The sequence below is a fragment of the Leclercia pneumoniae genome (assembly GCF_017348915.1).
Taxonomy (GTDB): domain Bacteria; phylum Pseudomonadota; class Gammaproteobacteria; order Enterobacterales; family Enterobacteriaceae; genus Enterobacter; species Enterobacter pneumoniae.
The window spans coordinates 1,968,420-1,989,817 of the sequence record NZ_CP071383.1 but is presented as its reverse complement, the minus strand read 5'-3'; the positions used below and the strand labels follow the sequence as shown (position 1 = coordinate 1,989,817).

The following is a 21,398-nucleotide window of genomic DNA, read 5'->3' as shown; positions in this document are numbered from 1 at the left end:
GAAAACCGCCCCGAAGAGCGGTTTGTCATTACGGCCAATGGTTGCGTTACAACGCTTTCAGAATCGCGTCCACGCTGGCTTTGGCGTCGCCAAACAGCATATGAGTGTTCTCTTTGAAGAACAATGGATTCTGAACGCCAGCATAGCCTGTATTCATAGAGCGTTTGAAGACGATAACATTCTGCGCTTTCCATACTTCCAGCACCGGCATGCCGGCGATGGGACTGTTTGGATCGTCCTGCGCCGCCGGGTTGACGGTATCGTTCGCGCCGATAACCAGCACGGTGTCGGTATCGGCGAAATCATCGTTGATCTCATCCATCTCCAGCACGATATCGTAAGGGACTTTCGCCTCTGCCAGCAGCACGTTCATGTGCCCAGGAAGACGCCCGGCAACCGGGTGAATACCGAAGCGCACCTTGATGCCACGCGCCCGCAGCTTCTCGGTAATTTCCGCCACCGGATACTGCGCTTGCGCAACCGCCATGCCGTAGCCCGGAGTGATGATCACCGAATGGGCATTTTTAAGCATTTCTGCGGTCTCCTCGGCGGAAATCTCACGATGCTCGCCCACTTCGTCTTCAGACCCCGTAGAAGAACCGTCGGTACCGAAGCCGCCGGCGATGACGCTGATAAACGAGCGGTTCATCGCTTTACACATGATGTAGGAGAGGATCGCACCGGAAGAGCCCACCAGCGCACCGGTGACGATCAGCAGGTCGTTGCTCAGCATAAAGCCCGCTGCTGCCGCTGCCCAGCCCGAGTAGGAGTTCAGCATTGATACCACGACTGGCATATCTGCCCCGCCGATGGAAGCCACCAGATGCCAGCCAAACGCCAGCGCGATCATGGTCATCACCAGCAGCGCCAGTACCTGCATCCCTACGCTTTCGGTACGCACGAAGATCAACAGCAGTACAAAGGATACCACCAGCGCCGCCAGGTTCAGCTTGTGGCGATTAGGCAGCATCAGCGGTTTTGAGGAAATTTTGCCGCGCAGTTTGCCGAAGGCCACGATTGAACCGGTGAAGGTCACCGCACCGATAAAGATGCCCAGGAACACTTCCGTCAGGTGAATATTCACCAGAATCGGCTCCATGCCAGGTTCGTGATACAGGTAGCTGTTGAAGCCTACCAGCACCGCAGCCAGTCCGACAAAGCTGTGCAAAATCGCCACCAGCTCCGGCATCTCGGTCATCTCAACGCGCTTCGCCAGACGAATCCCGATTGCGCCACCGATGATCATTGCCACCAGAATCCACGCCACGTTGCCGGTATCCGGTCCAAAAATGGTGGCAATCAGCGCAATCGCCATCCCGGCGATACCAAAATTGTTACCCTGCTGGGAGGTCTCGTGCTTTGAGAGCCCCGCCAGGCTGAAAATAAACAGGATCGCAGCAACAATGTATGCGGCTGTCACTAATCCTCCAGACATATGCTACCCCTTAGCCTTTACGAAACATTTTCAGCATGCGCTGAGTCACGGTGAAACCACCGAAGATATTGATACTGGCGATCAGCACCGCGATAAAGCTCAGGAAGCTGACCCAGCCACCGTGGCCAATCTGCAGCAGTGCACCGACGACGATGATCCCGGAGATGGCGTTGGTTACCGACATCAGCGGCGTGTGCAACGCGTGAGAAACGTTCCAGACGACGTAGTAGCCCACCACGCAGGAGAGCGCGAAGACGGTGAAATGTCCGAGGAACTCTTTTGGCGCCACGTCGGCCAGCCAGCCAAACAGAATGATACCCAGCGCCATAAAGGCGTATTTGCGCCATGGCGATGCCGGTTTTTCAGGCTCTTTCGGCTCCGGTGCAGCTTTCGCCGCCGCCTGAGGCTGAGCAGACACCTGAATTGGCGGGGCCGGCCAGGTGATTTCACCCTCGCGTACGACGGTCACGCCACGCACCACAACATCTTCAAAATCGACGGTGATGTTGCCATCTTTCTCTTTGCAGAGCAGTTTCAGCAGGTTAACGAGGTTGGTGCCATACAACTGAGAAGACTGCGTTGGCAGACGACCCGGCAGATCGGTATAGCCGATGACCTTAACGCCGTTATCGGTGGTGGTCACCACGCCAGGCACGGTGTATTCACAGTTGCCGCCGTTTTGCGACGCCAGGTCAACGATGACGCTTCCGGGTTTCATGGCGTCGACCATTTCGCGGGTGATCAGCTTCGGTGCAGGTTTGCCTGGGATCAGCGCGGTGGTGACGATAATGTCCACCTCTTTCGCCTGCGCCGCGAACAGCGCCATCTCGGCTTTAATAAAGGCCTCTGACATCACCTTCGCATAGCCATCGCCGCTGCCCGCTTCTTCTTTGAAGTCCAGCTCCAGGAACTCGGCGCCCATACTCTGCACCTGCTCTTTCACTTCCGGACGGGTATCAAAAGCCCGGACAATAGCGCCCAGACTGTTAGCCGCACCAATCGCAGCGAGACCGGCGACACCCGCACCAATGACCATCACCTTGGCAGGTGGCACTTTACCGGCTGCGGTGATCTGTCCGGTGAAGAAACGGCCGAACTCGTGGGCCGCTTCGACAATGGCGCGGTAACCGGCGATGTTCGCCATTGAGCTCAGCGCATCCAGAGACTGGGCGCGCGAGATGCGCGGCACGGAGTCCATCGCCATCACGGTGACGCCGCGCGCAGCGAGTTTTTCCATCAGCTCCGGGTTTTGCGCTGGCCAGACAAAGCTCACCAGCGTCGTACCCGCGTTAAGCAGGCCAATTTCACTCTCTTCCGGTGCGTTAACCTTCAGAATGACGGGTGACTGCCACACTTCCGCGCCGTCTACAATTTCTGCACCAGCCTGAATAAACGCTTCATCGTCGAAGCTAGCCAGCTTGCCGGCGCCGCTTTCAATCGCGACGGTAAAACCCAGTTTAAGCAGTTGCTCCACCGTTTTCGGTGTTGCTGCAACGCGGGTTTCATTGGCCGACCGTTCTTTTGGTACCCCAATACGCATAGTTTTCCCTTCCATCGGTTTGTGATGATGGTTTGTTGGTCGCTTCTACGGGCGCCATCGCCACTGAGAGCGCTCAGCGGTAACCACAAATTACCCGCAGAAAATTAAACAGTAACAAACTTTCTATAACCTACTGAAAATATCGCCTGTGATCCACCGTCAGAAAAGAGTATTTCTTTTTATAACGGTCAAAAATAGGTGATCCGGGTCGCTGACAGAGATATTTGCCTTAAATTCTTCTCGAGAGCCGATAAATACTCAGGCGAAGCGGGAAAAACACGATATAGCCCCAGCGTAGATCAACTTATTAACATTAATTTTACTTGTGAAAGTTATAGGCTTCATCAGTTTTGCTGGTCTAACGTCTGTTTTTTCAACATATCACTAAATGTTATAGAAACTGGATTGCAGGGTAGCACCCGGTGTGAAAAATGGCGCAGACAGCGACTGGGATTAAATGCAATAATCATCAACGTTTTCAAATTAACAACAACACCAGTACCTGGTTTGCGTAAGGCGAAGGATTATTTTTATGAAGCTTAAGAACACTCTCCTGGCGTCCGCACTCCTTTCTGCGACTGCCCTGTCTGCGAACGCCGCGACAGAGTTAACGCCGGAGCAAGCGGCAGCGTTAAAACCCTTTGATCGTATTACTATCGTAGGACGTTTTAATTCCATCGGCGATGGGGTAGACGCCGCTTCCCGCCGCGCGGATAAAGAAGGTGCCGCATCATTTTATGTAGTGGACTCCGCAGATTATGGCAACAGCGGCAACCAGCGCGTTATTGCCGATCTCTATAAAGAAGATGCGCCAAAAGCTGAAACCAAAGGCAATCGCGTCATTAATGGCGTAATGGAATTGCCAAAAGATCAGGCCATCTTACTGGAGCCGTACGACACCGTGACCGTTCAGGGCTTCTACCGTAGCCAGCCTGACGTGAACGACGCCATTACCAAAGCGGCCAAAAACAAAGGCGCGGACTCTTTCTACATTGTGCGTCAGATCGATGCCAACTCGGGTGGTAACCAGCGTATTACCGCCTTCATCTATAAAAAAGATGCGAAGAAACGCGTACTGCAGAGTCCTGACGTGATTCCGGCAGATTCTGACGCAGGCCGTGCGGCGATCGCTGCAGGCGGCGCAGCGGCGAAAAACGTTGAAATTCCGGGCGTCGCGACGACTGCGACCCCAAGTTCTGACGTTGGCCGTTTCTTCGAAACCCAGACCACCAAAGGTGGCCGTTACAGCGTCACGCTGCCGGATGGGACGAAAGTAGAAGAGCTGAACAACGCCACCGCAGCGCAGATGGTTCCGTTCGACAGCATTAAGTTCACGGGTAACTACCCGAACATGACTGAGATCTCCTACCAGGTCGCGAAGCGTGCAGCCAAAAAAGGGGCTAAGTATTACCACATCACCCGCCAGTGGCAGGAGCGTGGTAATAACATGACCATCAGTGCTGACCTGTATAAGTAATTATCCAGGTTGATTAAGGCGGCGCGTAGCCGCCTTTTTTTATGCTTTTTATGCACTTTTAGAGCGTTGCGCATTGCATGACTTCCTGACACTCCGTAAAATCCCGCGCCTTAGTGTGATCCACCATTTTTATGCGCCATAGCGAAATAATTATTCTGGATTCGGTCCGTTTTTTAACAGGAAGCCAATGGAAAAGAAACTTGGCCTGAGTGCATTAACTGCGCTCGTATTAAGCTCCATGCTCGGGGCAGGCGTATTCAGCCTGCCGCAAAACATGGCCGCCGTCGCCAGCCCTGCAGCCCTGCTGATTGGTTGGGGCATAACCGGTGCGGGTATTCTGCTGCTGGCCTTCGCCATGTTGTTGCTCACGCGGCTTCGCCCGGATCTTGACGGCGGCATTTTCACCTACGCCCGTGAAGGCTTTGGCGAGCTCATTGGCTTCTGCTCGGCGTGGGGGTACTGGCTCTGTGCGGTGATCGCCAATGTCTCCTATCTGGTCATCGTCTTCTCTGCCCTCAGTTTCTTCACCGATACGCCGGAACTGAAACTCTTTGGCGACGGCAACACCTGGCAGTCTATTGTGGGATCCTCGGTCCTGCTGTGGTTTGTCCACTGGTTAGTGCTGCGTGGCGTGCAGACGGCGGCCAGCATCAACCTGGTCGCTACGCTGGCGAAGCTGGTGCCGCTGGGCCTGTTTGTTGTGCTGGCCTTTATTGGCTTTCGCCTCGATGTCTTTAGTATGGATTTTTCCGGCCTGGCGCTGGGCGTGCCCGTCTGGGAGCAGGTCAAAAACACCATGCTTATAACCCTGTGGGTGTTTATTGGCGTAGAGGGGGCAGTGGTGGTTTCTGCCCGTGCCCGTAACAAGCGTGACGTCGGCCGCGCCACGTTGCTCGCCGTGCTGGCGGCGCTGGGGGTCTACCTGCTGGTCACTCTGCTGTCGCTGGGGGTGGTAGCCCGTCCTGAGCTGGCTGGTATGCGTAACCCGTCGATGGCCGGTCTGATGGTCAAAATGATGGGCAGCTGGGGCGAAGTGGTGATTGCCGCAGGACTGATTATCTCGGTATGCGGAGCCTACCTGAGCTGGACAATTATGGCGGCGGAAGTGCCCTTCCTGGCCGCAACGCATAAAGCGTTCCCCCGCCTGTTTGCCCGCCAGAATAAAAATAATGCCCCGGCGGCCTCGCTGTGGTTGACCAATATCAGCGTACAAGCGTGTCTGGTACTGATCTGGCTCACAGGTTCTGACTATAACACCTTGTTAACCATCGCCTCAGAGATGATTCTGGTACCGTATTTCCTGGTAGGCGCATATCTGTTAAAAATAGCCACCAGACCCCTGCATCAGGCGGTGGGGATCGGCGCCTGCCTTTACGGACTATGGCTGCTGTATGCCTCCGGTCCGATGCACCTGCTGCTGTCTGTAGTGCTCTATGCACCTGGCCTGCTGGTGTTTATCTACGCCCGCAGAACACATGAGATTGAAAGTTCGCTGCAGCGCAGAGAACTATGGTTAATAGGTTTGTTACTGGTTGCCGCTGTGCCGGCAACGTGGATGCTGATGGGCTAACTTGCCGTTACCCATCGTCTTACGGTTAAGGAGAAAACGATGGGAAACGCGCAACCGCTCCCGATTCTGATCACCGGTGGAGGCCGTCGTATCGGCCTCGCTCTGGCTCACCATTTTTTAAATCTACGCCAGCCCGTAATCGTCAGTTATCGTACGGAATATCCCACCATTGATACCCTGCGCAAGGCTGGCGCGGTCTGCGTTCAGGCCGACTTCTCCACCGACGAGGGTATTCTGGCCTTTGCCGATAAAGTGAAAGCCGATAATCGCGGCCTGCGCGGAATTATTCATAATGCCAGCGACTGGCGCGCTGAAAAGCCGGGCACCTCGCTGAGCGAGACGCTCTCCTGCATGCTGCAGATCCACGTTCACGCCCCCTATCTTCTTAACCATGCTTTGCAGGATCTGCTGCGCGGGCACGGGCATGCAGCGAGCGATATTATTCATTTCACCGATTATGTCGTGGAGCGCGGCAGCGATAAGCACATCGCTTATGCTGCCAGTAAAGCGGCGCTGGATAATATGACGCGTTCATTTGCGCGCAAGCTGGCACCGGAAGTGAAAGTGAACGCCATCGCCCCCTCTCTCATTCTGTTTAACGACCACGACGACGCGGATTACCGTCGTGAGGCGCTGAATAAATCGCTGATGAAGATCGCGCCGGGCGAGAAAGAGGTGATCGATCTTATCGATTATATCTTTACCAGCTGCTACGTAACGGGTCGCACGTTTGGCGTCGACGGCGGACGCCCGCTGCGTTAGTGGAAACGGCTCCAGAAGAAGATGAGTACCCAGGCGCTGAGGCTCCAGCAGACCACGGCCCCGCCCAGCGCCAGGGGCAAACGCAGAAAACCGGTGAAGTACCACAATGACAGTAGATAAAGAAAATAGGGAATGATCGACCACATGCCAAAGACAATCGTTGCCCGTAAGGCTTCGATTCCCCGTTCTGACGCAACGATATAGTGGGCAATCAGGGCGAAGGTCGGAAAGAGCGGAATGAGCCCCGCGATATAGTAATTTTTGGTTTTGGCCAATACCCCTATCAGTACCACCACCAGCGCACCCAGCGCGGCTTTAATGAGCAATCCCATCCCTCTTCCCTGCAACAATTTATTCACAATAATGAGCAGCATAACGGAACGGCTGCAATTTGCGAAAGATTAATGGAAGGTTAAGGGAGTGCGGTGTATGTTGGCTTTTTTCGCCATCTCAGACGTTGTATGAATAAGATTGTATATGTAGAAGATGAACCGGAAGTGGGCCAGCTGATTGCAGCCTACCTGGGAAAACATGATATCGAGGTCATCGTTGAACCTCGCGGCGATCGCGCCGAGGAGGTGGTGGCCCAGCAAAAACCGGATCTGGTGCTGCTGGACATCATGTTGCCCGGCAAAGACGGCATGACCCTGTGCCGGGATCTGCGTTCACAATATAGCGGCCCCATCGTTTTACTCACATCACTTGATAGCGACATGAACCACATTTTGTCGCTGGAGATGGGGGCAAATGACTATATTCTGAAAACGACACCGCCCGCCGTCTTGTTAGCGCGGTTGCGTCTGCATTTACGCCAGCGCGTGGGTGCCCCGGCGGATGCCCCGGCTTTAACGCCCCATAAAATGCTGCGCTTCGGTACGCTTTCCATCGACCCCATTAATCGCCAGGTGATGCTCTCGGGCGACGAGGTTGCGCTCTCAACTGCCGATTTTGATCTGTTATGGGAGCTGGCCACCCACGCGGGGCAGATAATGGATCGGGATGCGTTACTGAAAAACCTGCGCGGCGTCAGTTATGACGGTCTGGATCGCAGCGTTGACGTGGCTATTTCGCGCCTGCGTAAGAAGCTGCTCGATAATGCCACCGAGCCGTTCCGTATTAAAACCGTGCGTAACAAAGGCTATCTCTTTGCACCCCATGCCTGGGAGATGTAAAACCCATCACCTGGACGCAAAGCATCATTTTGCGCCAGGTTTCCTCTCCCCTTAAAAAAATCCTCTTCTATACTCATTTACGTTCAGAGAATTCTGTGGTCGTTATTCCCAGCACCTTGATTTAATTATGGTTGCTTTCAGGGGCCCGGCCGCAGTGTTTCCGATAACAACATAGTGATGATTTGTTCTTTTTTTTGATAGGGGGAGTTCCTGGTATGTTGCAATCTCAACCTTCGCGCGTCGGCAGCCTGTTGCTGCTGCTGGCCGCGGTCATCGGCTTCGCCGTGGCGTTATACGCCTGGCTGACGCCGCTAACCGGCGTCACCGGTACTATCGGCGCGCTGGGTGTGGCTATCGCCTGCGTGGTGCTGGCGGTACTTACCCCGATGTTACGGGCCGCCTCCCGTCGCGGTTCCCGCATTTTCCTGATTATTATCACCCTTGTGGTACTGGTGGGTATTGGCTTTGCGGCCGCGCTGCTGCACCAGTACATCATCACGGCAGCGATGGTGGTCGGCCTGATTGGTCTGATTGCGTTGAGCAGCAATTCCGTTCGTCACAATCACCACGTCAACGTCTGAGGAGCCACCCGTGCATAACGATAAACACTATCCCTTCATGAAGGTCAGCCTGACGGCGATAGCGCTGCTGGTTGCTCCGCTCTCGCTGCAGGCGCAGGATAAAGCCGCTGAGGCCTCCCAGGGGACCCAGGAAGAGCTCAACGTGGACGCGGCCGATCAACAACAGCCGGGCACCACTAAAACTACCGATGAAGCCTCTACCGGCAAAAGTAAGGGGCAAAAAGTTGCCTCGGCCAACCAGCCGGCCACGCCGCTGGTGCCCTCTACGGCCACCTGGGACAGCTTCCACGGGCAGCTAAACGCGCAGAAATACAGCCCGCTGAAGCAGATCACGGCAGAGAACGTGGGCAAGTTAACCAAGGTGTGGGAGTTTCATACGGGCGACGTGTCGGATGGTAAAGGCGACACGCCCGCTACCGTCTGGTCAGCGACGCCTATTTTTGCCAATGACACCCTTTATATTGGTACCCCCTTCGATCGCCTGATTGCGCTGGATCCGGGTACCGGTAAAGAGAAGTGGCACTATGACACCAAATCACCGCGCAAGGCGTTGACCCAGCCGGTGCTGAAGAACCGCGGCGTCTCTTACTGGCAGGCCAAAAATCCGGTTGCCGGCGAAGCCTGCCAGAAGATCGTCTATATGGGCACGGTGGATGGCAAGCTCTACGCGATAGACGCTGACTCCGGCAAGCCATGCAGCGACTTTGCAGATAACGGCATGCTGGACGTTAACCAGTGGAATACGGTGAATGCCAAATTCCCGCTCTCTATCCTGCAGCCGCCAACCGTGGTGGGTGATCACCTGATCGTGGGCTGGGCCGGTAAAGACTGGGCCTATGCGGAAGCGCCTCCGGGCAGCGTGTTCTCAATTAATGCACGTACTGGCGAGCGCGAGTGGACCTTTGATGCAATACCGGCCGACATCCGCAAACGCACCGGTACGGCTAACGTCTGGACGCATATGTCTGCCGACGAGGCTAATGGCCTGGTCTATCTGCCGGTCTCCTCCCCGTCACCTAACTACTGGGGTGGTAACCGCACCAAGCCTATCCCTCTTGGCACCTCCACCACCGCGCTGGATATCAACACCGGTAAAGTGGTCTGGTCCCGTCAGTGGGTGCACCATGACGTGTGGGATTACGATATCAACTCTGCGCCAACCCTGATGGATATCACCGTCGACGGCAAGCAGATCCCGGCGCTGATTCAGGCCACTAAACAGGGCTTCCTGTTTGTGGTTAACCGCCTGACCGGGGAAGATGTCTGGCCTATCGAAGAGCGTCCGGTACCACAGGGTGATGGCTCGGTGCAGGGGGAAGTCCTCTCGCCTACGCAGCCCTTCCCGACCAAACCCGCGCCGCTGCTCGACCAGTCGAAAAAGCCCGCTATCTGGAAACTGGCGGATATTGTCGGCGCCGGGCAGTGTAGCCGCCTGTGGGACAATTTGACCTACGAGGGGATGTATACCCCGCCCACCACGAAAGGTGAAGGTGCATTAACCTATCCGGACAGCGCCGGTGGCGTTCAGTGGGGCGGCGTAGCCTTTGATCCGCATAAGCAGATTGCCATCGTTAACACCTCGCATATCGTGCAGTATGTGAAGCTTTATAGCCGCGAAGATTACGATAAGGCGGACAAAAGTGCTGGCAATGAGAGCGGCTTTGCGCCACAGGAAGGGGCACCTTACGGCCTGCGTCTGATGGTCGCCAATAACTGGCTGGGCATGCCGTGCTGGGAACCGCCATTCGGCGAGATTGTCGCGCTGGATATGCACACCGGGGATGTCAAATGGCGTCGTCCGGTTGGCGCATCGCAGCAGTATGGCTTCTTTATGCCGGAAAGCTGGGGCTCGCCGACCATTGGCGGGCCGGCTGTAACGGCGGGAGGCGTGGTCTTCATCGGTGCCTCAATGGATGCCAAAGTGCGCGCCTACTCGGTGGAGAGTGGCGATGAGCTATGGTCCGATCAGGTTGAAGCGCCTGCGGTGGCCAACCCCTCCGTGTATGAGTACAAAGGCCGCCAGTACGTGGCGTTCGTTGCCGGGGGGAACACTATCCTGAAGGATCAGGTGGGCGACCAGGTAGTGGTTTACGCGCTGCCTGATTAAAGTGCCAGTCAACAGCAAGGGGCCCGAAGGCCCCTTTTTTTATGGCTACGTTTTACGTGTTCGCGTGTACAGAGGCGGTCGATCGCTGCATCTCCTGAATTATCCACTCCCGAAGCAGCACCACCTCCGGCCGCACGGCACTCTCGTTCATCGTCACCAGATAATAATTGGCACCCGGTAACGAGCAATTAAACGGCGTCGCCAGCATGTTGCGCGTAATCAGATCTTCCGCCAACAGACTGCTGGCAATGACGACCCCCTGTCCCGCCACGGTTGCCTGCAGCGCGTGAGTTTCATCGCTAAAATAGAGCCCCTTACTGGCGTTGAGCGTTTCCAGCCCGTAACGCCTTTTCCAGTGCTGCCAGTCCGGCGATTCAGCCGGTACGTGCCGGTTCTCCACATGGAAAAGCGTGGCATTAAGCAGATCCTCCGGGTTTTGCAACCTGAGTGCCGGGCTGGCCGCCACGACAAACTTGTCCTCATACAGCAGCGTGTTGTGCAGCCCCTCCTCAGGGGTTTCGCGATAGCGGATCGCCACATCAACGGTACGCTGTGTTAAATCCACTTTTTCAACGCTGGTGTGCAGGTGCAAATCTATCTGCGGAAATTGCGCCTTGAAATCCGCCAGACGCGGCACCAGCCAGTTCGTTAAAAAATTGGAGGTGGTAGTGATCGTCAGCGCAGGCGGGTGTCTGGCCCGCTCTATCTGCTTAACCGCCGAGGCTAACGCGGTAAACGCGCTGGAGGTTCCCGCATAAAGCAGCTCCCCGGCCTGGGTCATCTTTACCCCCTGGGCATTACGTTCGAATACCCGGCACGCCAGCGTCGATTCGATGAGCCGGATCTGATGGCTGACAGCGGTCGCACTCACGTTAAGCTGCTTTGCAGCCTCTTTAAAGCTCAGCGCGGTGGCAACGGCATGGAAAGCGCGTAGCGCGCCGAGCGGCGGTAAACGGGATAACTTCATGATGAATTAATCTCATCTATGGCTGAAAACAATGACTTTGATTCACTGATAACGCAGGCAATAAGCTTATTACACATTCCTTAATGGATGAATTTTATTTTCGCTTACCCTGAGGTTTTTATGTCACTGTCCACTTTACACGACGCAGGTCGCCTCCCGGCAGAGGCGCGAAACATCGCCTCCTGTATGCTATTCAGTCTGCTGGGCGCTGAGCTGACGCTGTTTTTCACGGCTGAAACCAGTCTCAGCCTGATACATGCCGCTGTCTGGCTGATGGCCTTCTTTTGCAGCTACCGGCTGACAAAGAGAGGCATGATGTCCCCCCTGCCGACGTTACGTCGTCTATGCTATGGATTTGTCGCCACTGCTGGCGGACTGATACTGATACGCTTTGCTACGCATCATTACCTTCAGGAGTATGGGCAGCTTGTCGGCATGGTCTGCGTTGGGGCTGGGCAGGGAGTAGCGAGCAGAGCAGTGCAATGCCAGTGGCAGGGCGAACGTCCCGGACGTTTACTGCGCCTTGTCATTGTACTCTTTGTCATCCTGAGCAGCCTGCTGATCCTGAACGTCTCTGCGCTGCTGGGCATAACCCCTGCGGTCGCCCTGCTGGTCGATCTGGCTCTACTGGGAGCGCTCTACTGTAAAATCGTGCAGCAAGCCCCCTGACCTGCATTGCCAGTCACCGCGCCTTTAGGGCACAAATGCGTAACAGGATTAGAAATAAGTATCAGTAAGGTAGAGAATCTTTACGTTAAAGCTGGAGCGATAAGCATGTCTAAACCGAAATTGTTTACACCGTTACGTATTCGTAATCTGGAAATTGAAAACCGTATCGTCATCGCCCCGATGTGTCAGTATTCCGCCGAAGAGGGCTGCATGACTGACTGGCACACGCTCCATCTGGGGCAGCTGGCCCTCTCCGGTGCTGGCTTGCTGACGATTGAGGCGGCGTCCGTCTCCCCGGAAGGGAGGATCACCTGGGCGGACGTCGGGCTTTATGATGATAAAACCGAAGCGGCAATGGGCCGGGTGCTGGAAACCATTCGCAAGTGGTCCCCTATCCCTGTTGCCATTCAGCTGGCGCATGCAGGCCGTAAAGCCTCCACCCACAGACCCTGGGAGAAGCCGGGACAAATCGCACCCGACCAGCAGGGTGGCTGGCAGACGCTGGCCCCCTCTCCGCTCCCCTACAGCGAAGGCTATACCGTTCCCACCGCCCTTGACCGAGAGGGTCTAGCCGAAATCCGCGAGCAGTTCGCCAGCGCTGCTAAACGCGCCGCCCGGTTGGGAATTGACCTGATCCAGATCCATGCCGCACATGGCTATTTGCTGCATCAGTTCCTCTCTCCACTTTCTAACCAGCGCACGGATGAATACGGCGGTTCCCTGGAAAACCGTGCCCGATTCCCGCTGGAAATTTTCGACGTGGTACGCGAAGCCTTCCCGGCAGAGAGAGCGATCAGCGTGCGAATTTCGGCAACGGACTGGGTGGAAGGCGGCTTTGACCTGGAAGAGGCCGTCGCCTTTTCTAAAATGCTGGAAGCGCGTGGGGTGGATGTGATTCACGTCTCCAGCGGCGGCCTGCATCCGGATCAAAAGATTGAGGTCTATCCCGGCTACCAGGTTCCACTGGCCAGAGCGGTGAAAGCGGCCGTTAACATTCCGGTGGTGGCGGTCGGACTCATCACCGAGCCTGAACATGCGGAATCGATCGTGGCCAGCGGCGACGCCGATTTCATCGGCATTGCCCGTGGCGCGCTGTATAACCCGCGCTGGCCATGGCACGCCGCCGCTGCGCTGGGAGCCCAGGTGCATGCCCCGGATCAGTATCTGCGTTGCCAGCCCCATACGCTGAAAAACCTGTTTAAATCCTGACGAATGGGCGCGATCCCGGCAACGCGGTCGCGCCCTCATTTGGCTGGCACTTTCTCTTTCAGAGAGAAACACCTACCTGAAAAGCCCTCTTTTTCCTCCGCCGCCTTCGTCTTAACGTGTTCCTGAATTCAACGCGACAGTGCCACAGCGTTGTCGAAATCATTCAGAAAACAGGAGACACAATGAGTCATTTACAGTCACTGCAACAATCTCCTGCGGACTGAATCTATGCAGGTGCCCTTCTACGCTTGCTGGGCATCTGCCAGGTTCTCTATGTCATTACACAGCGCTTGCAACTCGTTATAAAGTCTTGCCAGATGGAAGCCGTCGCACACGGAATGGTGCACCTGAACGGCGAGCGGCAAGACCATTTTTTCCTCTTTTTGATAATATTTACCAAGCGTAAACATCGGAGAAAAAAGTTCTGCATGTTCGCAACGTTGACATTGAAACTGGTAAAGGTGACCCAGGGAATAGCCGAGACGAAAAAGACATTTTCCAGCGACTGTTCTTTAGGCCAATAGGCTAAATTATCCCCATAGCGTGCCACATCTTCTGAATAGACCTGCTGAAAATGGTGAATATTGCCATCGTAATGGCTCCATAATGATGAAAAGGTCTCCGTTTCATTATGGAAAATAGTGTATTGCGGATGTATTTCATCCCAGATGACAAGCTCGTTATCTTTTATAGCCATACGGAACTCCGCATGGCTATTAACGATTTTCGAAATAAGAAAAATTATCGTCGGGTAAAACTTCCAGCCAACGTTTTTGATATGTTTGTGCAGCGCGGTAATATCCAGTTCTACGGTCTGGTTGATTGTACTTTGCGCAAAGGACTGAAATACCTCAAAGTGCTCTTTTCTGGGCCAACGAGATAAATCGACAGGCATATATCCAGGCGTTATTTTTTTCATTCTCTAACCTTTGATGACAATAACCTATAAATGTCAGCCCACCTGCTTTGATGAATTAAGCAAGTACACAGATTCCATATCGCATTGAGTGCAAACGCATTTATCAGAGTAGCGCATCTTTATACGGCAGGGAAGAGAAGGGGCTTACGCCGATAAGCCTGACATTAATCCTGGTTGTGCTATCGAGGGGTGTTTATCGCCAGGGAATCGCCTTCAGAGCAGCGCCAGGCGGGTCGTTAACCTTGATTTCAGAGAATTAACGTTTTGGCCTGCTTCGCTAGCGAGTCTCACAACCGACCCGCCAGCGTGGATAAAGATTCAGCGTTATTGCGCAGCGCCAGGGATACGGGCAATAACCTTAATTTCAAAATCAAACCCAGCAAGCCAGGTTACGCCAACTGCGGTCCAGTTTGGATAAGGGGGCTGCTGAAATATTGCGTTTTTAACCTGCATAATGACAGGAAACTGGTTTTCTGGATCGGTATGAAAGGTCGTGACATCAATAAGATCATCAAATGTGCAGCCGGCCGCCGAAAGCGTCGCTTCCAGGTTATCGAAGGCTAACTGAACCTGGGCGGCAAAATCCGGTTCGGGTGTGCCATCATCGCGACTTCCGACCTGGCCTGAAACAAAAAGCAAATCGCCTGAACGAATTGCCGCAGAATAACCGTGCGCATCATAAAGCGCATGGCGGTTTGGGGGAAAAACAGGTTCGCGTTGGATCACAGGGATTCCTCTTTTTGTTCCAGGGTCGAATTCGATAAGCAAGAGAGCTGCAGTTGGTTTAACATACGCTATGTATGTTAAATAGATATCACATACGCGATGTATGTCAAGTGAGATACATCGCGTATGTCAAAAGGAGAGTGCTATGGCTGCGAAACGCCGCGTCGAGATGATGGAAGAAAACCGCGCAAAAATGATTGCCGCAGCGCGTAAGGCGTTTGCTGAAAAAGGCTTTGCCGAGGTTTCAATGGATGAGTTGACCGCAAGCGTAGGTCTCACCCGCGGGGCGCTCTACCACACCTTTGGCGATAAAAAAGGGTTACTCGCCGCGGTTGTTGCGCAGGTGGATGGTGAAATGGCGCAACGTGCTAAAGCGGCCGCCGTGACGGCCCGCGACGACTGGGAGAGGATACTGGCAGAAGGCATTGCCTACATAAAAATGGCCCTGGATCCTGAAGTCAGGCGCATCGTGCTGCTTGATGGCCCGGCTTTTTTGGGCGATCCCTCCCAATGGCCAAGCCAGAATAGCTGTCTGGAAGCCACCCGCCAGACTGTTTCTGAGCTAATCGAGCGCAACATTCTCAAAGAGGTAGACGCGAAAGCCGCGGCTCACCTGTTGAACAGCGCTGCGCTGAATGCGGCACTTTTGATCGCCGCCAGCGATGCTCCGCAACAGACGCTGCCAAAAGTGATTGAGGTATTTACCCTACTTGCAGGCGGCTTACGTAATACAGGAAACGAAACCGCCTGACGGTTGTGCAGGGCTCAAAGGCGGACGCAGAGTGCATACAGCACCACCCGTGTTCGGCCATAGCCGATACCCGGAAGCCCGCCCTCATACCTGAGCAAACCTGCGGGATCCGATGACGCAGAGGATCACCCCCAGCGTAACCAACAGCATAAGTGGGCTGACTGTTTCAGAGAGCAGTGTTGCCGAGAGGCCCAGGCCGAAGAAGGGCTGCAGCAACTGGAGCTGCCCTACCGCGGCAATGCCGCCAGCCGCCAGCCCCCGATACCAGAAAATAAAACCGATCAGCATACTGAACAGGGAGACATACCCCAGCGCGGCCCACCCTTGCAGGCTTATCACCGCCATGTTTTCTGGCATTGTCGCATAAGTAGCGAGCAGCATCAGCGGCAGGGAGAGGATCAACGCCCAGCAGATCACCTGCAAGCCTCCCAGTTCACGTGAGAGCACTGCGCCTTCAGCATAGCCAAGACCACAGACAACCACGGCGGCCAGCATCAGCAGATCGCCCGTGAAGGAGACGGTGGATCCCTGCGACAGCGCGAAACCCATCACCAGCAGGCTACCAATCGCAGAAAATAGCCAGAAAGCCAGCCGGGGCCTCTCCCCCCCTCGGACAACGCCAAACGTAGCGGTCGCCATGGGCAACAGCCCCAAAAATACAATGGAGTGAGCGGAGGACACATGCTGCAGCGCCATGGCAGTCAGCAAAGGAAAACCCACCACCACGCCCAGGGAGACAATAAGCAGCGACAGGCATTGTTGAGCCCTGGGGCGTTGTTGTCGACAAAATAAGACCAATGCTAATGCCAGCCCACCGGCAAGGGAGGCGCGCAGAAATGTCAGAAAAAAAGGGATCGATTTCCTGTACCGCTATCCGGGTTGCGGGGAGCGAACCACTGAAAATAACCACTCCCATCAGGCCGCTTAACCAGCCGGACCTGCCCCCTGGGCGCGTTTCACTGACTTCGTTTGTTACCACTTTAGACCTCTCAAAGTTAGGACACTACTTCAGCGACTGAAGTTGACTCCCGCCATGCTAAGGCCCACCATTTATGACAATCAAATAATCGTCATGGATACAATCTATGAAAGCGCGGTATAAAGCTATCGTGGATGCGTTTGCCTCCGCCATCCGCAGCGGCACGCTTGCCCCGGGCACACGTCTTCCTACGCACCGGGCGCTTGCTGCTGAGAAACATATTTCGCTGGCCACCGCTACCCGCGTTTACGCTGAGCTGGAAGCCATGGGTCTGGTGAGTGGAGAAACCGGCAGAGGAACGTTCGTCAGAGAAATTTCCCTGCCCGCGGGGTTGGGCATTGATCAGTACGCGGTAGCCTCGGATATTCTGGACCTCAACTTCAACTACCCCTCTCTGCCGGATCAGGCGGAACGGTTACGCGAAGCCCTGCGGCAACTGGCCACCTCAGGCGATCTGGCTTCCCTGCTGCGTTATCAGCCGCACGCCGGAAGACAAAACGACAGGGAAACCATTGCCTCATGGCTTAGTTCGGCCGGTATTCAGCGTTCTGCAGATGACATCCTGATCGTGAATGGTGCGCAGCACGGTCTGGCGGTTACGGTGATGGGGTTACTGAATCCGGGGGATGTGGTGGCTGTTGATGCGCTGATCTATCCCGGTTTTATCGCGCTGGCCCGTCTGTATCATCTGGAGCTTGTCGCCATCCCTGTTGAAGCCACCGGCCCCGATCTGAACGCGCTCAGGGGGCTGTGCCAGCGCAGACGTATTCGCGCGATATATACGATGCCCACGCTACATAATCCGCTTGGCTGGGTCCTGAACGACGCCCAACGACGCGAACTCGCGCTGATCGCCAGAACCTACAATCTGCTCATCATTGAAGATGCAGCCTATGCTTTTCTTGTTCAGCGCCCCCTGCCCCCGCTTGCCGCCTACGCGCCCGAACGGACGGTTTACGTAACCGGATTCGCGAAAAACGTGGCGACCGGCTTACGCGTCGGCGTCGTCGTTTGCCCTGGGATGATGCGGGGTGCGCTGGAACGGGCTATCAGAGCCACGACATGGAATACCCCTTCCCTGATGGTCTCCATCGTTTGCGGCTGGATTAAAGATGGCACGATTAAACGCTTCGAATCACTCAAAAGACGGGATGCACGTCAACGCCAGGGGCTGGCCCGAAAAATACTCTCTAGCTACGCCTGCGTAAGCCATCCCAACGCTTACTTTCTCTGGTTACCGCTTCCGCAGGAGGTTCGGGCCGACCGGCTGGTCCAGCAGTTAGCCCAGCAACAGATTTCGGTCTCAACGGCAGAACCATTCTGCACCTCAACGCATGTGCCGCACGCCATTCGCCTCGCCCTTGGTTCAGTCAGCATGCCGCAGCTAAAGGACGCCCTGACTGCAGTGAACGCGGCCATTGCCTGGGAGACCGATCGTTAAGCGAACCCTGGAATGACCGGCGCCCGGGGCTTAATCGCCAAACAGTTCAGACTGCAAAGAGAGAATATTCGCCCTGAGGTAATCGCCAAGAGGCTTTTGGCACGCTTCGCACAGCCAGTCATCGACTGCGAGGCGCATCGCGCCTGTGGCTGCCATGGCCGCCATTTTTAGAGCCGGCGCGCCTTGTGGTGCAGGCCAGAGCGCGCAAAGTGCGGCATAAGCGGCCTCTTCCATTCTGAGAAACTTCATCTGATTACCCATGCGCAGTTGTTCGTTCGACTGCGTCAGTCGGGCAATCAGTGCGGCAATATCCGGATCCATGCTGATGGTCATGGCCAGCAGCGCTTCACTGACCACGCCGAACGGCGTCGTGCTGTTGCCACGGCTGACTATTTCTGCATACAAAGATTCGGGCAGGCCGTTCTGCCATGCGAGGATAATCTCTTCTTTGGAGCTGAAATAGTGGAAAAAGGTGCGCCGGGCAATACCCGCCGCACTGGCAATGTCATCCAGCGTTGTACCCTCAAACCCCTTCTGCGCAAACAGAGTTAACCCCGTTTCGGTGAGCTTTCGATGCGTTTCCCGTCGCTTTCTTTCACGGGTACCTTCTGCTTTTTTTAATCCGTCCGACACGTTACTTTCCCGTCATCATTGAAATATTGCACTCAGTGCAATATATTTATTTGCACCCGGTGCAATATTAGCCCGGCAAACCCGGCCTCTACAAGCGCTCAACTGGCCTTCTTTTTCCCATTCCAGGATAATTTCATGATCAATCGCATGCCTAAAACGTACCCCCCCGCCGGCACCCGGCTTAATCTGGGCCGAATGGGTTATGGCACCATGCAGTTACCCGGCCCGCATGTATGGGGGCCCCCACATGACAAAGAGGCGGCCCTTTCGGTACTGCGCGAGGCTGTTGCGCTTGGTGTAAATCATCTGGATACGGCGCAATTTTATGGCCCTGACGTTTCCAACCAGCTGATACGCGAAGCGCTCTGGCCCTATCCTGAAAACCTGACGCTGGTCACCAAGGTGGGCTACGTGCGCGGCGCTGACGCCTCATGGCAGCCTGAGATCAGCCCGGACGGACTTGAACGCGCCGTGCATGAAAACCTGGAGACGCTGGGCCTGCAGGCGCTGGATGTGGTGAATCTGAGGCTTGGTGGGGTAAACGGGCCCGAAGAGGGATCGCTTGCAGCCCCTCTGGAGGCGCTGGTCAGGCTGCAGGAGCAGGGGCTCATCCGCCATCTGGGATTGAGCAACATCACGCCTGCCCAGTTCGCCGAGGCTAAAGCCATCACGGACATTGTTTGTGTACAGAATCAATACAATATTGTCAGCCGAAACGATGACGCATTTATCGACTCACTTGCGGGGCTGGGCGTTGCTTACGTACCCTTCTTCCCGTTAGGCGGCTTCACACCGCTACAGTCGTCGCTGCTCAATCAGATTGCCGAGGAGGCGGGCGCCACGCCGAAGCAGATAGCGCTTGCGTGGCTACTTCAACGCTCGCCGAATATTCTGCTTATCCCCGGTACCTCTTCGGTGACGCATCTGCGGGAAAATCTGGCGGCAGCGGAGGTGCTGCTCTCACCGGAGCAGATGAACCGGCTCAACACGCTTAGCGCCAGTGGCGGCCACGGTTAGCCTGACGAATAAGGTAACTGAAGCAGCCCGGTTCAGAAGCAGTGCAATTAGCGATACACTAGCACCTTCATACGACTCTGCTGTAACACGGCAAGGTTAAATCGTTGTTTTGGTGGTGTTCCGTGAAAAAACTGTTTGTGCAGTTTTATCTCCTGCTGTTCGTCTGCTTTCTGGTGATGACTATCCTGGTCGGGCTGGTCTATAAATTTACCGCCGAGCGCGCGGGCCGACAGTCGCTGGATGATTTAATGAAAAGCTCGCTCTACCTGATGCGCAGCGAGCTGCGCGAGATCCCGCCGCGCGACTGGGCGCAGACGTTGAAAGAGTTGGATCTGAACCTCTCCTTCGATTTGCGCATCGAGCCGCTGAACCATTACCGGCTGGATGCTGCTACCGCTCAGCGCCTGCGCGACGGTGATATCGTGGCGCTGGATGATGAATACACCTTCATCCAGCGCATCCCCCGCAGCCATTACGTGCTGGCAGTCGGCCCTGTGCCCTATCTCTATTTCTTACATCAGATGCGGCTGCTGGATATTGGCCTGCTGGCTTTTATCGCCATCTCTCTCGCCTTTCCGGTCTTTATCTGGATGCGCCCTCACTGGCAAGAGATGCTGCGGCTGGAGGCCGCCGCCCAGCGCTTTGGAGAGGGGCACCTGACCGAGCGCATCCATTTTGACAGCGCATCCAGCTTCGAACGGCTCGGCGTCGCTTTCAACCAGATGGCGGACAATATCAATGCCCTGATTGCCAGCAAAAAACAGCTTATCGATGGGATTGCCCATGAGCTGCGTACGCCGCTGGTACGCCTGCGTTATCGCCTGGAGATGAGCGAAAACCTCACCGCCGGGGAGTCGCAGGCGCTGAACCGGGATATCGGACAGCTTGAGGCACTGATTGAGGAGCTTCTGACTTACGCCCGCCTCGATCGCCCGCAAAATGAGCTGCAGCTCAGCACCCCTGACCTCCCTGCCTGGATCCGCAGCTATGTGGATGACGTCCAGAGCGTCACCCCCACGCGCACGCTGGTCCTGAGCCAGGTGACCGCCTGGGAGTACGGCGCGCTGGATATGCGCCTGATGGAGCGCGTGCTGGATAATCTGGTGAATAACGCGCTGCGTTACAGCAACCAGACGTTGCACATCGCGCTGGAACTCACGGGAAGCCGGGCAAGCCTGACGGTGGAAGACGATGGCCCCGGCATCGCTCCGGAATCACGCCAGCGGGTCTTCGAGCCCTTTGTCCGTCTTGACCCAAGCCGCGACCGTGCTACCGGCGGGTGTGGCCTGGGGCTGGCGATTGTTCACTCAATCGCGCAGGCCATGGGCGGCGATGTACAGTGCGATGAGAGCACGCTGGGCGGCGCCCGTTTTTGCTTTAGCTGGCCGGTTTACCACGCCATTACCCTCCCCGTCCCTGCCTGACCCCACGCGCACGCTGGCC

18 protein-coding genes and 2 pseudogenes are annotated in these 21,398 nt (G+C 55.6%); 12 read left to right on the top strand and 8 right to left on the bottom strand.

Features of this window, described 5'->3' with window-relative positions:
- Positions 1–46: 46 nt before the first annotated feature.
- Positions 47–1,435, bottom strand: a complete 1,389-nt coding sequence (gene pntB, locus JZ655_RS09580; RefSeq protein ID WP_207293661.1) for a Re/Si-specific NAD(P)(+) transhydrogenase subunit beta — start codon at positions 1,433–1,435, stop codon at positions 47–49.
- Positions 1,436–1,445: 10 nt separating this feature from the next.
- Complete coding sequence (gene pntA / locus JZ655_RS09575; protein ID WP_040075847.1) at positions 1,446–2,975, bottom strand: Re/Si-specific NAD(P)(+) transhydrogenase subunit alpha; 1,530 nt, start codon at positions 2,973–2,975, stop codon at positions 1,446–1,448.
- Between the two features lie 532 nt (positions 2,976–3,507).
- Between pntA and ydgH the strand changes: the two genes are divergently transcribed.
- From ydgH to folM, 3 genes are all read left to right on the top strand, one after another.
- Positions 3,508–4,452 carry a DUF1471 family protein YdgH gene (gene ydgH / locus JZ655_RS09570; RefSeq protein ID WP_046887238.1) on the top strand — a complete coding sequence of 315 codons (945 nt, stop codon included), beginning with the start codon at positions 3,508–3,510 and terminating at the stop codon, positions 4,450–4,452.
- A gap of 187 nt (positions 4,453–4,639) precedes the next feature.
- Positions 4,640–6,022, top strand: coding sequence for an amino acid permease (locus tag JZ655_RS09565; protein ID WP_207293660.1), 1,383 nt, complete (start codon positions 4,640–4,642; stop codon positions 6,020–6,022).
- A 39-nt stretch (positions 6,023–6,061) separates the two neighbouring features.
- Positions 6,062–6,784: a dihydromonapterin reductase gene (folM, locus tag JZ655_RS09560; protein WP_040075851.1), complete on the top strand. Its 723-nt coding sequence runs from the start codon at positions 6,062–6,064 to the stop codon at positions 6,782–6,784.
- Here folM and JZ655_RS09555 read toward each other — a convergent pair.
- Positions 6,781–7,116, bottom strand: coding sequence for a GlpM family protein (locus JZ655_RS09555; RefSeq protein WP_040075852.1), 336 nt, complete (start codon positions 7,114–7,116; stop codon positions 6,781–6,783). The genes folM and JZ655_RS09555 overlap by 4 nt on opposite strands.
- A gap of 129 nt (positions 7,117–7,245) precedes the next feature.
- Here JZ655_RS09555 and rstA point away from each other — a divergent pair, with 129 nt between their 5' ends.
- From rstA to JZ655_RS09540, 3 genes are all read left to right on the top strand, one after another.
- Positions 7,246–7,956 carry a two-component system response regulator RstA gene (gene rstA / locus JZ655_RS09550; RefSeq protein ID WP_207293659.1) on the top strand — a complete coding sequence of 237 codons (711 nt, stop codon included), beginning with the start codon at positions 7,246–7,248 and terminating at the stop codon, positions 7,954–7,956.
- A gap of 215 nt (positions 7,957–8,171) precedes the next feature.
- Positions 8,172–8,537: a hypothetical protein gene (locus JZ655_RS09545; RefSeq protein WP_207293658.1), complete on the top strand. Its 366-nt coding sequence runs from the start codon at positions 8,172–8,174 to the stop codon at positions 8,535–8,537.
- Positions 8,538–8,547: 10 nt separating this feature from the next.
- Positions 8,548–10,644: a pyrroloquinoline quinone-dependent dehydrogenase gene (locus JZ655_RS09540; RefSeq protein WP_207293657.1), complete on the top strand. Its 2,097-nt coding sequence runs from the start codon at positions 8,548–8,550 to the stop codon at positions 10,642–10,644.
- 52 nt (positions 10,645–10,696) lie between these two features.
- Here the strand turns inward: JZ655_RS09540 and JZ655_RS09535 are convergent, their stop codons facing one another.
- On the bottom strand, positions 10,697–11,611 hold the full coding sequence (locus JZ655_RS09535) for a LysR substrate-binding domain-containing protein (protein WP_207293656.1): 915 nt from the start codon (positions 11,609–11,611) through the stop codon (positions 10,697–10,699).
- A gap of 120 nt (positions 11,612–11,731) precedes the next feature.
- Between JZ655_RS09535 and JZ655_RS09530 the strand changes: the two genes are divergently transcribed.
- Both JZ655_RS09530 and JZ655_RS09525 read left to right on the top strand, forming a co-directional pair.
- The gene (locus JZ655_RS09530) at positions 11,732–12,280 is read left to right on the top strand and encodes a hypothetical protein (RefSeq protein ID WP_207293891.1); all 549 of its coding nucleotides are present in this window, start codon (positions 11,732–11,734) and stop codon (positions 12,278–12,280) included.
- A gap of 105 nt (positions 12,281–12,385) precedes the next feature.
- Entirely contained in the window at positions 12,386–13,489 is a 1,104-nt protein-coding gene (locus JZ655_RS09525; RefSeq protein ID WP_046887231.1) for an NADH:flavin oxidoreductase/NADH oxidase, read from the top strand.
- Between the two features lie 350 nt (positions 13,490–13,839).
- On the opposite strand, the pseudogene JZ655_RS09520 reads toward JZ655_RS09525, so the two are convergent.
- Together JZ655_RS09520 and JZ655_RS09515 are read right to left on the bottom strand one after the other, a co-directional pair.
- A pseudogene (locus tag JZ655_RS09520) lies at positions 13,840–14,384 on the bottom strand (CatA-like O-acetyltransferase); the annotation flags it as partial.
- Between the two features lie 348 nt (positions 14,385–14,732).
- Positions 14,733–15,134, bottom strand: coding sequence for a RidA family protein (locus JZ655_RS09515; protein WP_046887229.1), 402 nt, complete (start codon positions 15,132–15,134; stop codon positions 14,733–14,735).
- A gap of 145 nt (positions 15,135–15,279) precedes the next feature.
- Here JZ655_RS09515 and JZ655_RS09510 point away from each other — a divergent pair, with 145 nt between their 5' ends.
- The gene (locus JZ655_RS09510; protein ID WP_207293655.1) at positions 15,280–15,885 is read left to right on the top strand and encodes a TetR/AcrR family transcriptional regulator; all 606 of its coding nucleotides are present in this window, start codon (positions 15,280–15,282) and stop codon (positions 15,883–15,885) included.
- A gap of 84 nt (positions 15,886–15,969) precedes the next feature.
- Here the strand turns inward: JZ655_RS09510 and JZ655_RS09505 are convergent.
- A pseudogene (locus JZ655_RS09505) lies at positions 15,970–16,801 on the bottom strand (DMT family transporter).
- 169 nt (positions 16,802–16,970) lie between these two features.
- On the opposite strand from JZ655_RS09505, the gene JZ655_RS09500 reads away from it, so the two are divergent.
- Positions 16,971–18,305: an aminotransferase-like domain-containing protein gene (locus tag JZ655_RS09500; protein ID WP_207293654.1), complete on the top strand. Its 1,335-nt coding sequence runs from the start codon at positions 16,971–16,973 to the stop codon at positions 18,303–18,305.
- Positions 18,306–18,335: 30 nt separating this feature from the next.
- Here the strand turns inward: JZ655_RS09500 and JZ655_RS09495 are convergent, their stop codons facing one another.
- Entirely contained in the window at positions 18,336–18,938 is a 603-nt protein-coding gene (locus JZ655_RS09495) for a TetR/AcrR family transcriptional regulator (RefSeq protein WP_207293653.1), read from the bottom strand.
- Positions 18,939–19,073: 135 nt separating this feature from the next.
- Here JZ655_RS09495 and JZ655_RS09490 point away from each other — a divergent pair, with 135 nt between their 5' ends.
- Positions 19,074–19,955 (top strand): oxidoreductase, encoded by an 882-nt coding sequence (locus JZ655_RS09490; RefSeq protein WP_281064311.1) that lies wholly within the window; start codon positions 19,074–19,076, stop codon positions 19,953–19,955.
- 122 nt (positions 19,956–20,077) lie between these two features.
- Positions 20,078–21,379, top strand: coding sequence for a two-component system sensor histidine kinase RstB (gene rstB / locus JZ655_RS09485; RefSeq protein ID WP_207293652.1), 1,302 nt, complete (start codon positions 20,078–20,080; stop codon positions 21,377–21,379).
- Positions 21,380–21,398 lie beyond the last annotated feature (19 nt).

Coding starts and splice junctions, on each gene's coding strand:
- pntB (WP_207293661.1), bottom strand. CDS start 1,435: ATGTCTGGAGGATTAGTGACAGCCGCATACATTGTTGCTGCGATCCTG.
- pntA (WP_040075847.1), bottom strand. CDS start 2,975: ATGCGTATTGGGGTACCAAAAGAACGGTCGGCCAATGAAACCCGCGTT.
- ydgH (WP_046887238.1), top strand. CDS start 3,508: ATGAAGCTTAAGAACACTCTCCTGGCGTCCGCACTCCTTTCTGCGACT.
- JZ655_RS09565 (WP_207293660.1), top strand. CDS start 4,640: ATGGAAAAGAAACTTGGCCTGAGTGCATTAACTGCGCTCGTATTAAGC.
- folM (WP_040075851.1), top strand. CDS start 6,062: ATGGGAAACGCGCAACCGCTCCCGATTCTGATCACCGGTGGAGGCCGT.
- JZ655_RS09555 (WP_040075852.1), bottom strand. CDS start 7,116: ATGGGATTGCTCATTAAAGCCGCGCTGGGTGCGCTGGTGGTGGTACTG.
- rstA (WP_207293659.1), top strand. CDS start 7,246: ATGAATAAGATTGTATATGTAGAAGATGAACCGGAAGTGGGCCAGCTG.
- JZ655_RS09545 (WP_207293658.1), top strand. CDS start 8,172: ATGTTGCAATCTCAACCTTCGCGCGTCGGCAGCCTGTTGCTGCTGCTG.
- JZ655_RS09535 (WP_207293656.1), bottom strand. CDS start 11,611: ATGAAGTTATCCCGTTTACCGCCGCTCGGCGCGCTACGCGCTTTCCAT.
- JZ655_RS09530 (WP_207293891.1), top strand. CDS start 11,732: ATGTCACTGTCCACTTTACACGACGCAGGTCGCCTCCCGGCAGAGGCG.
- JZ655_RS09525 (WP_046887231.1), top strand. CDS start 12,386: ATGTCTAAACCGAAATTGTTTACACCGTTACGTATTCGTAATCTGGAA.
- JZ655_RS09510 (WP_207293655.1), top strand. CDS start 15,280: ATGGCTGCGAAACGCCGCGTCGAGATGATGGAAGAAAACCGCGCAAAA.
- JZ655_RS09500 (WP_207293654.1), top strand. CDS start 16,971: ATGAAAGCGCGGTATAAAGCTATCGTGGATGCGTTTGCCTCCGCCATC.
- JZ655_RS09490 (WP_281064311.1), top strand. CDS start 19,074: ATGATCAATCGCATGCCTAAAACGTACCCCCCCGCCGGCACCCGGCTT.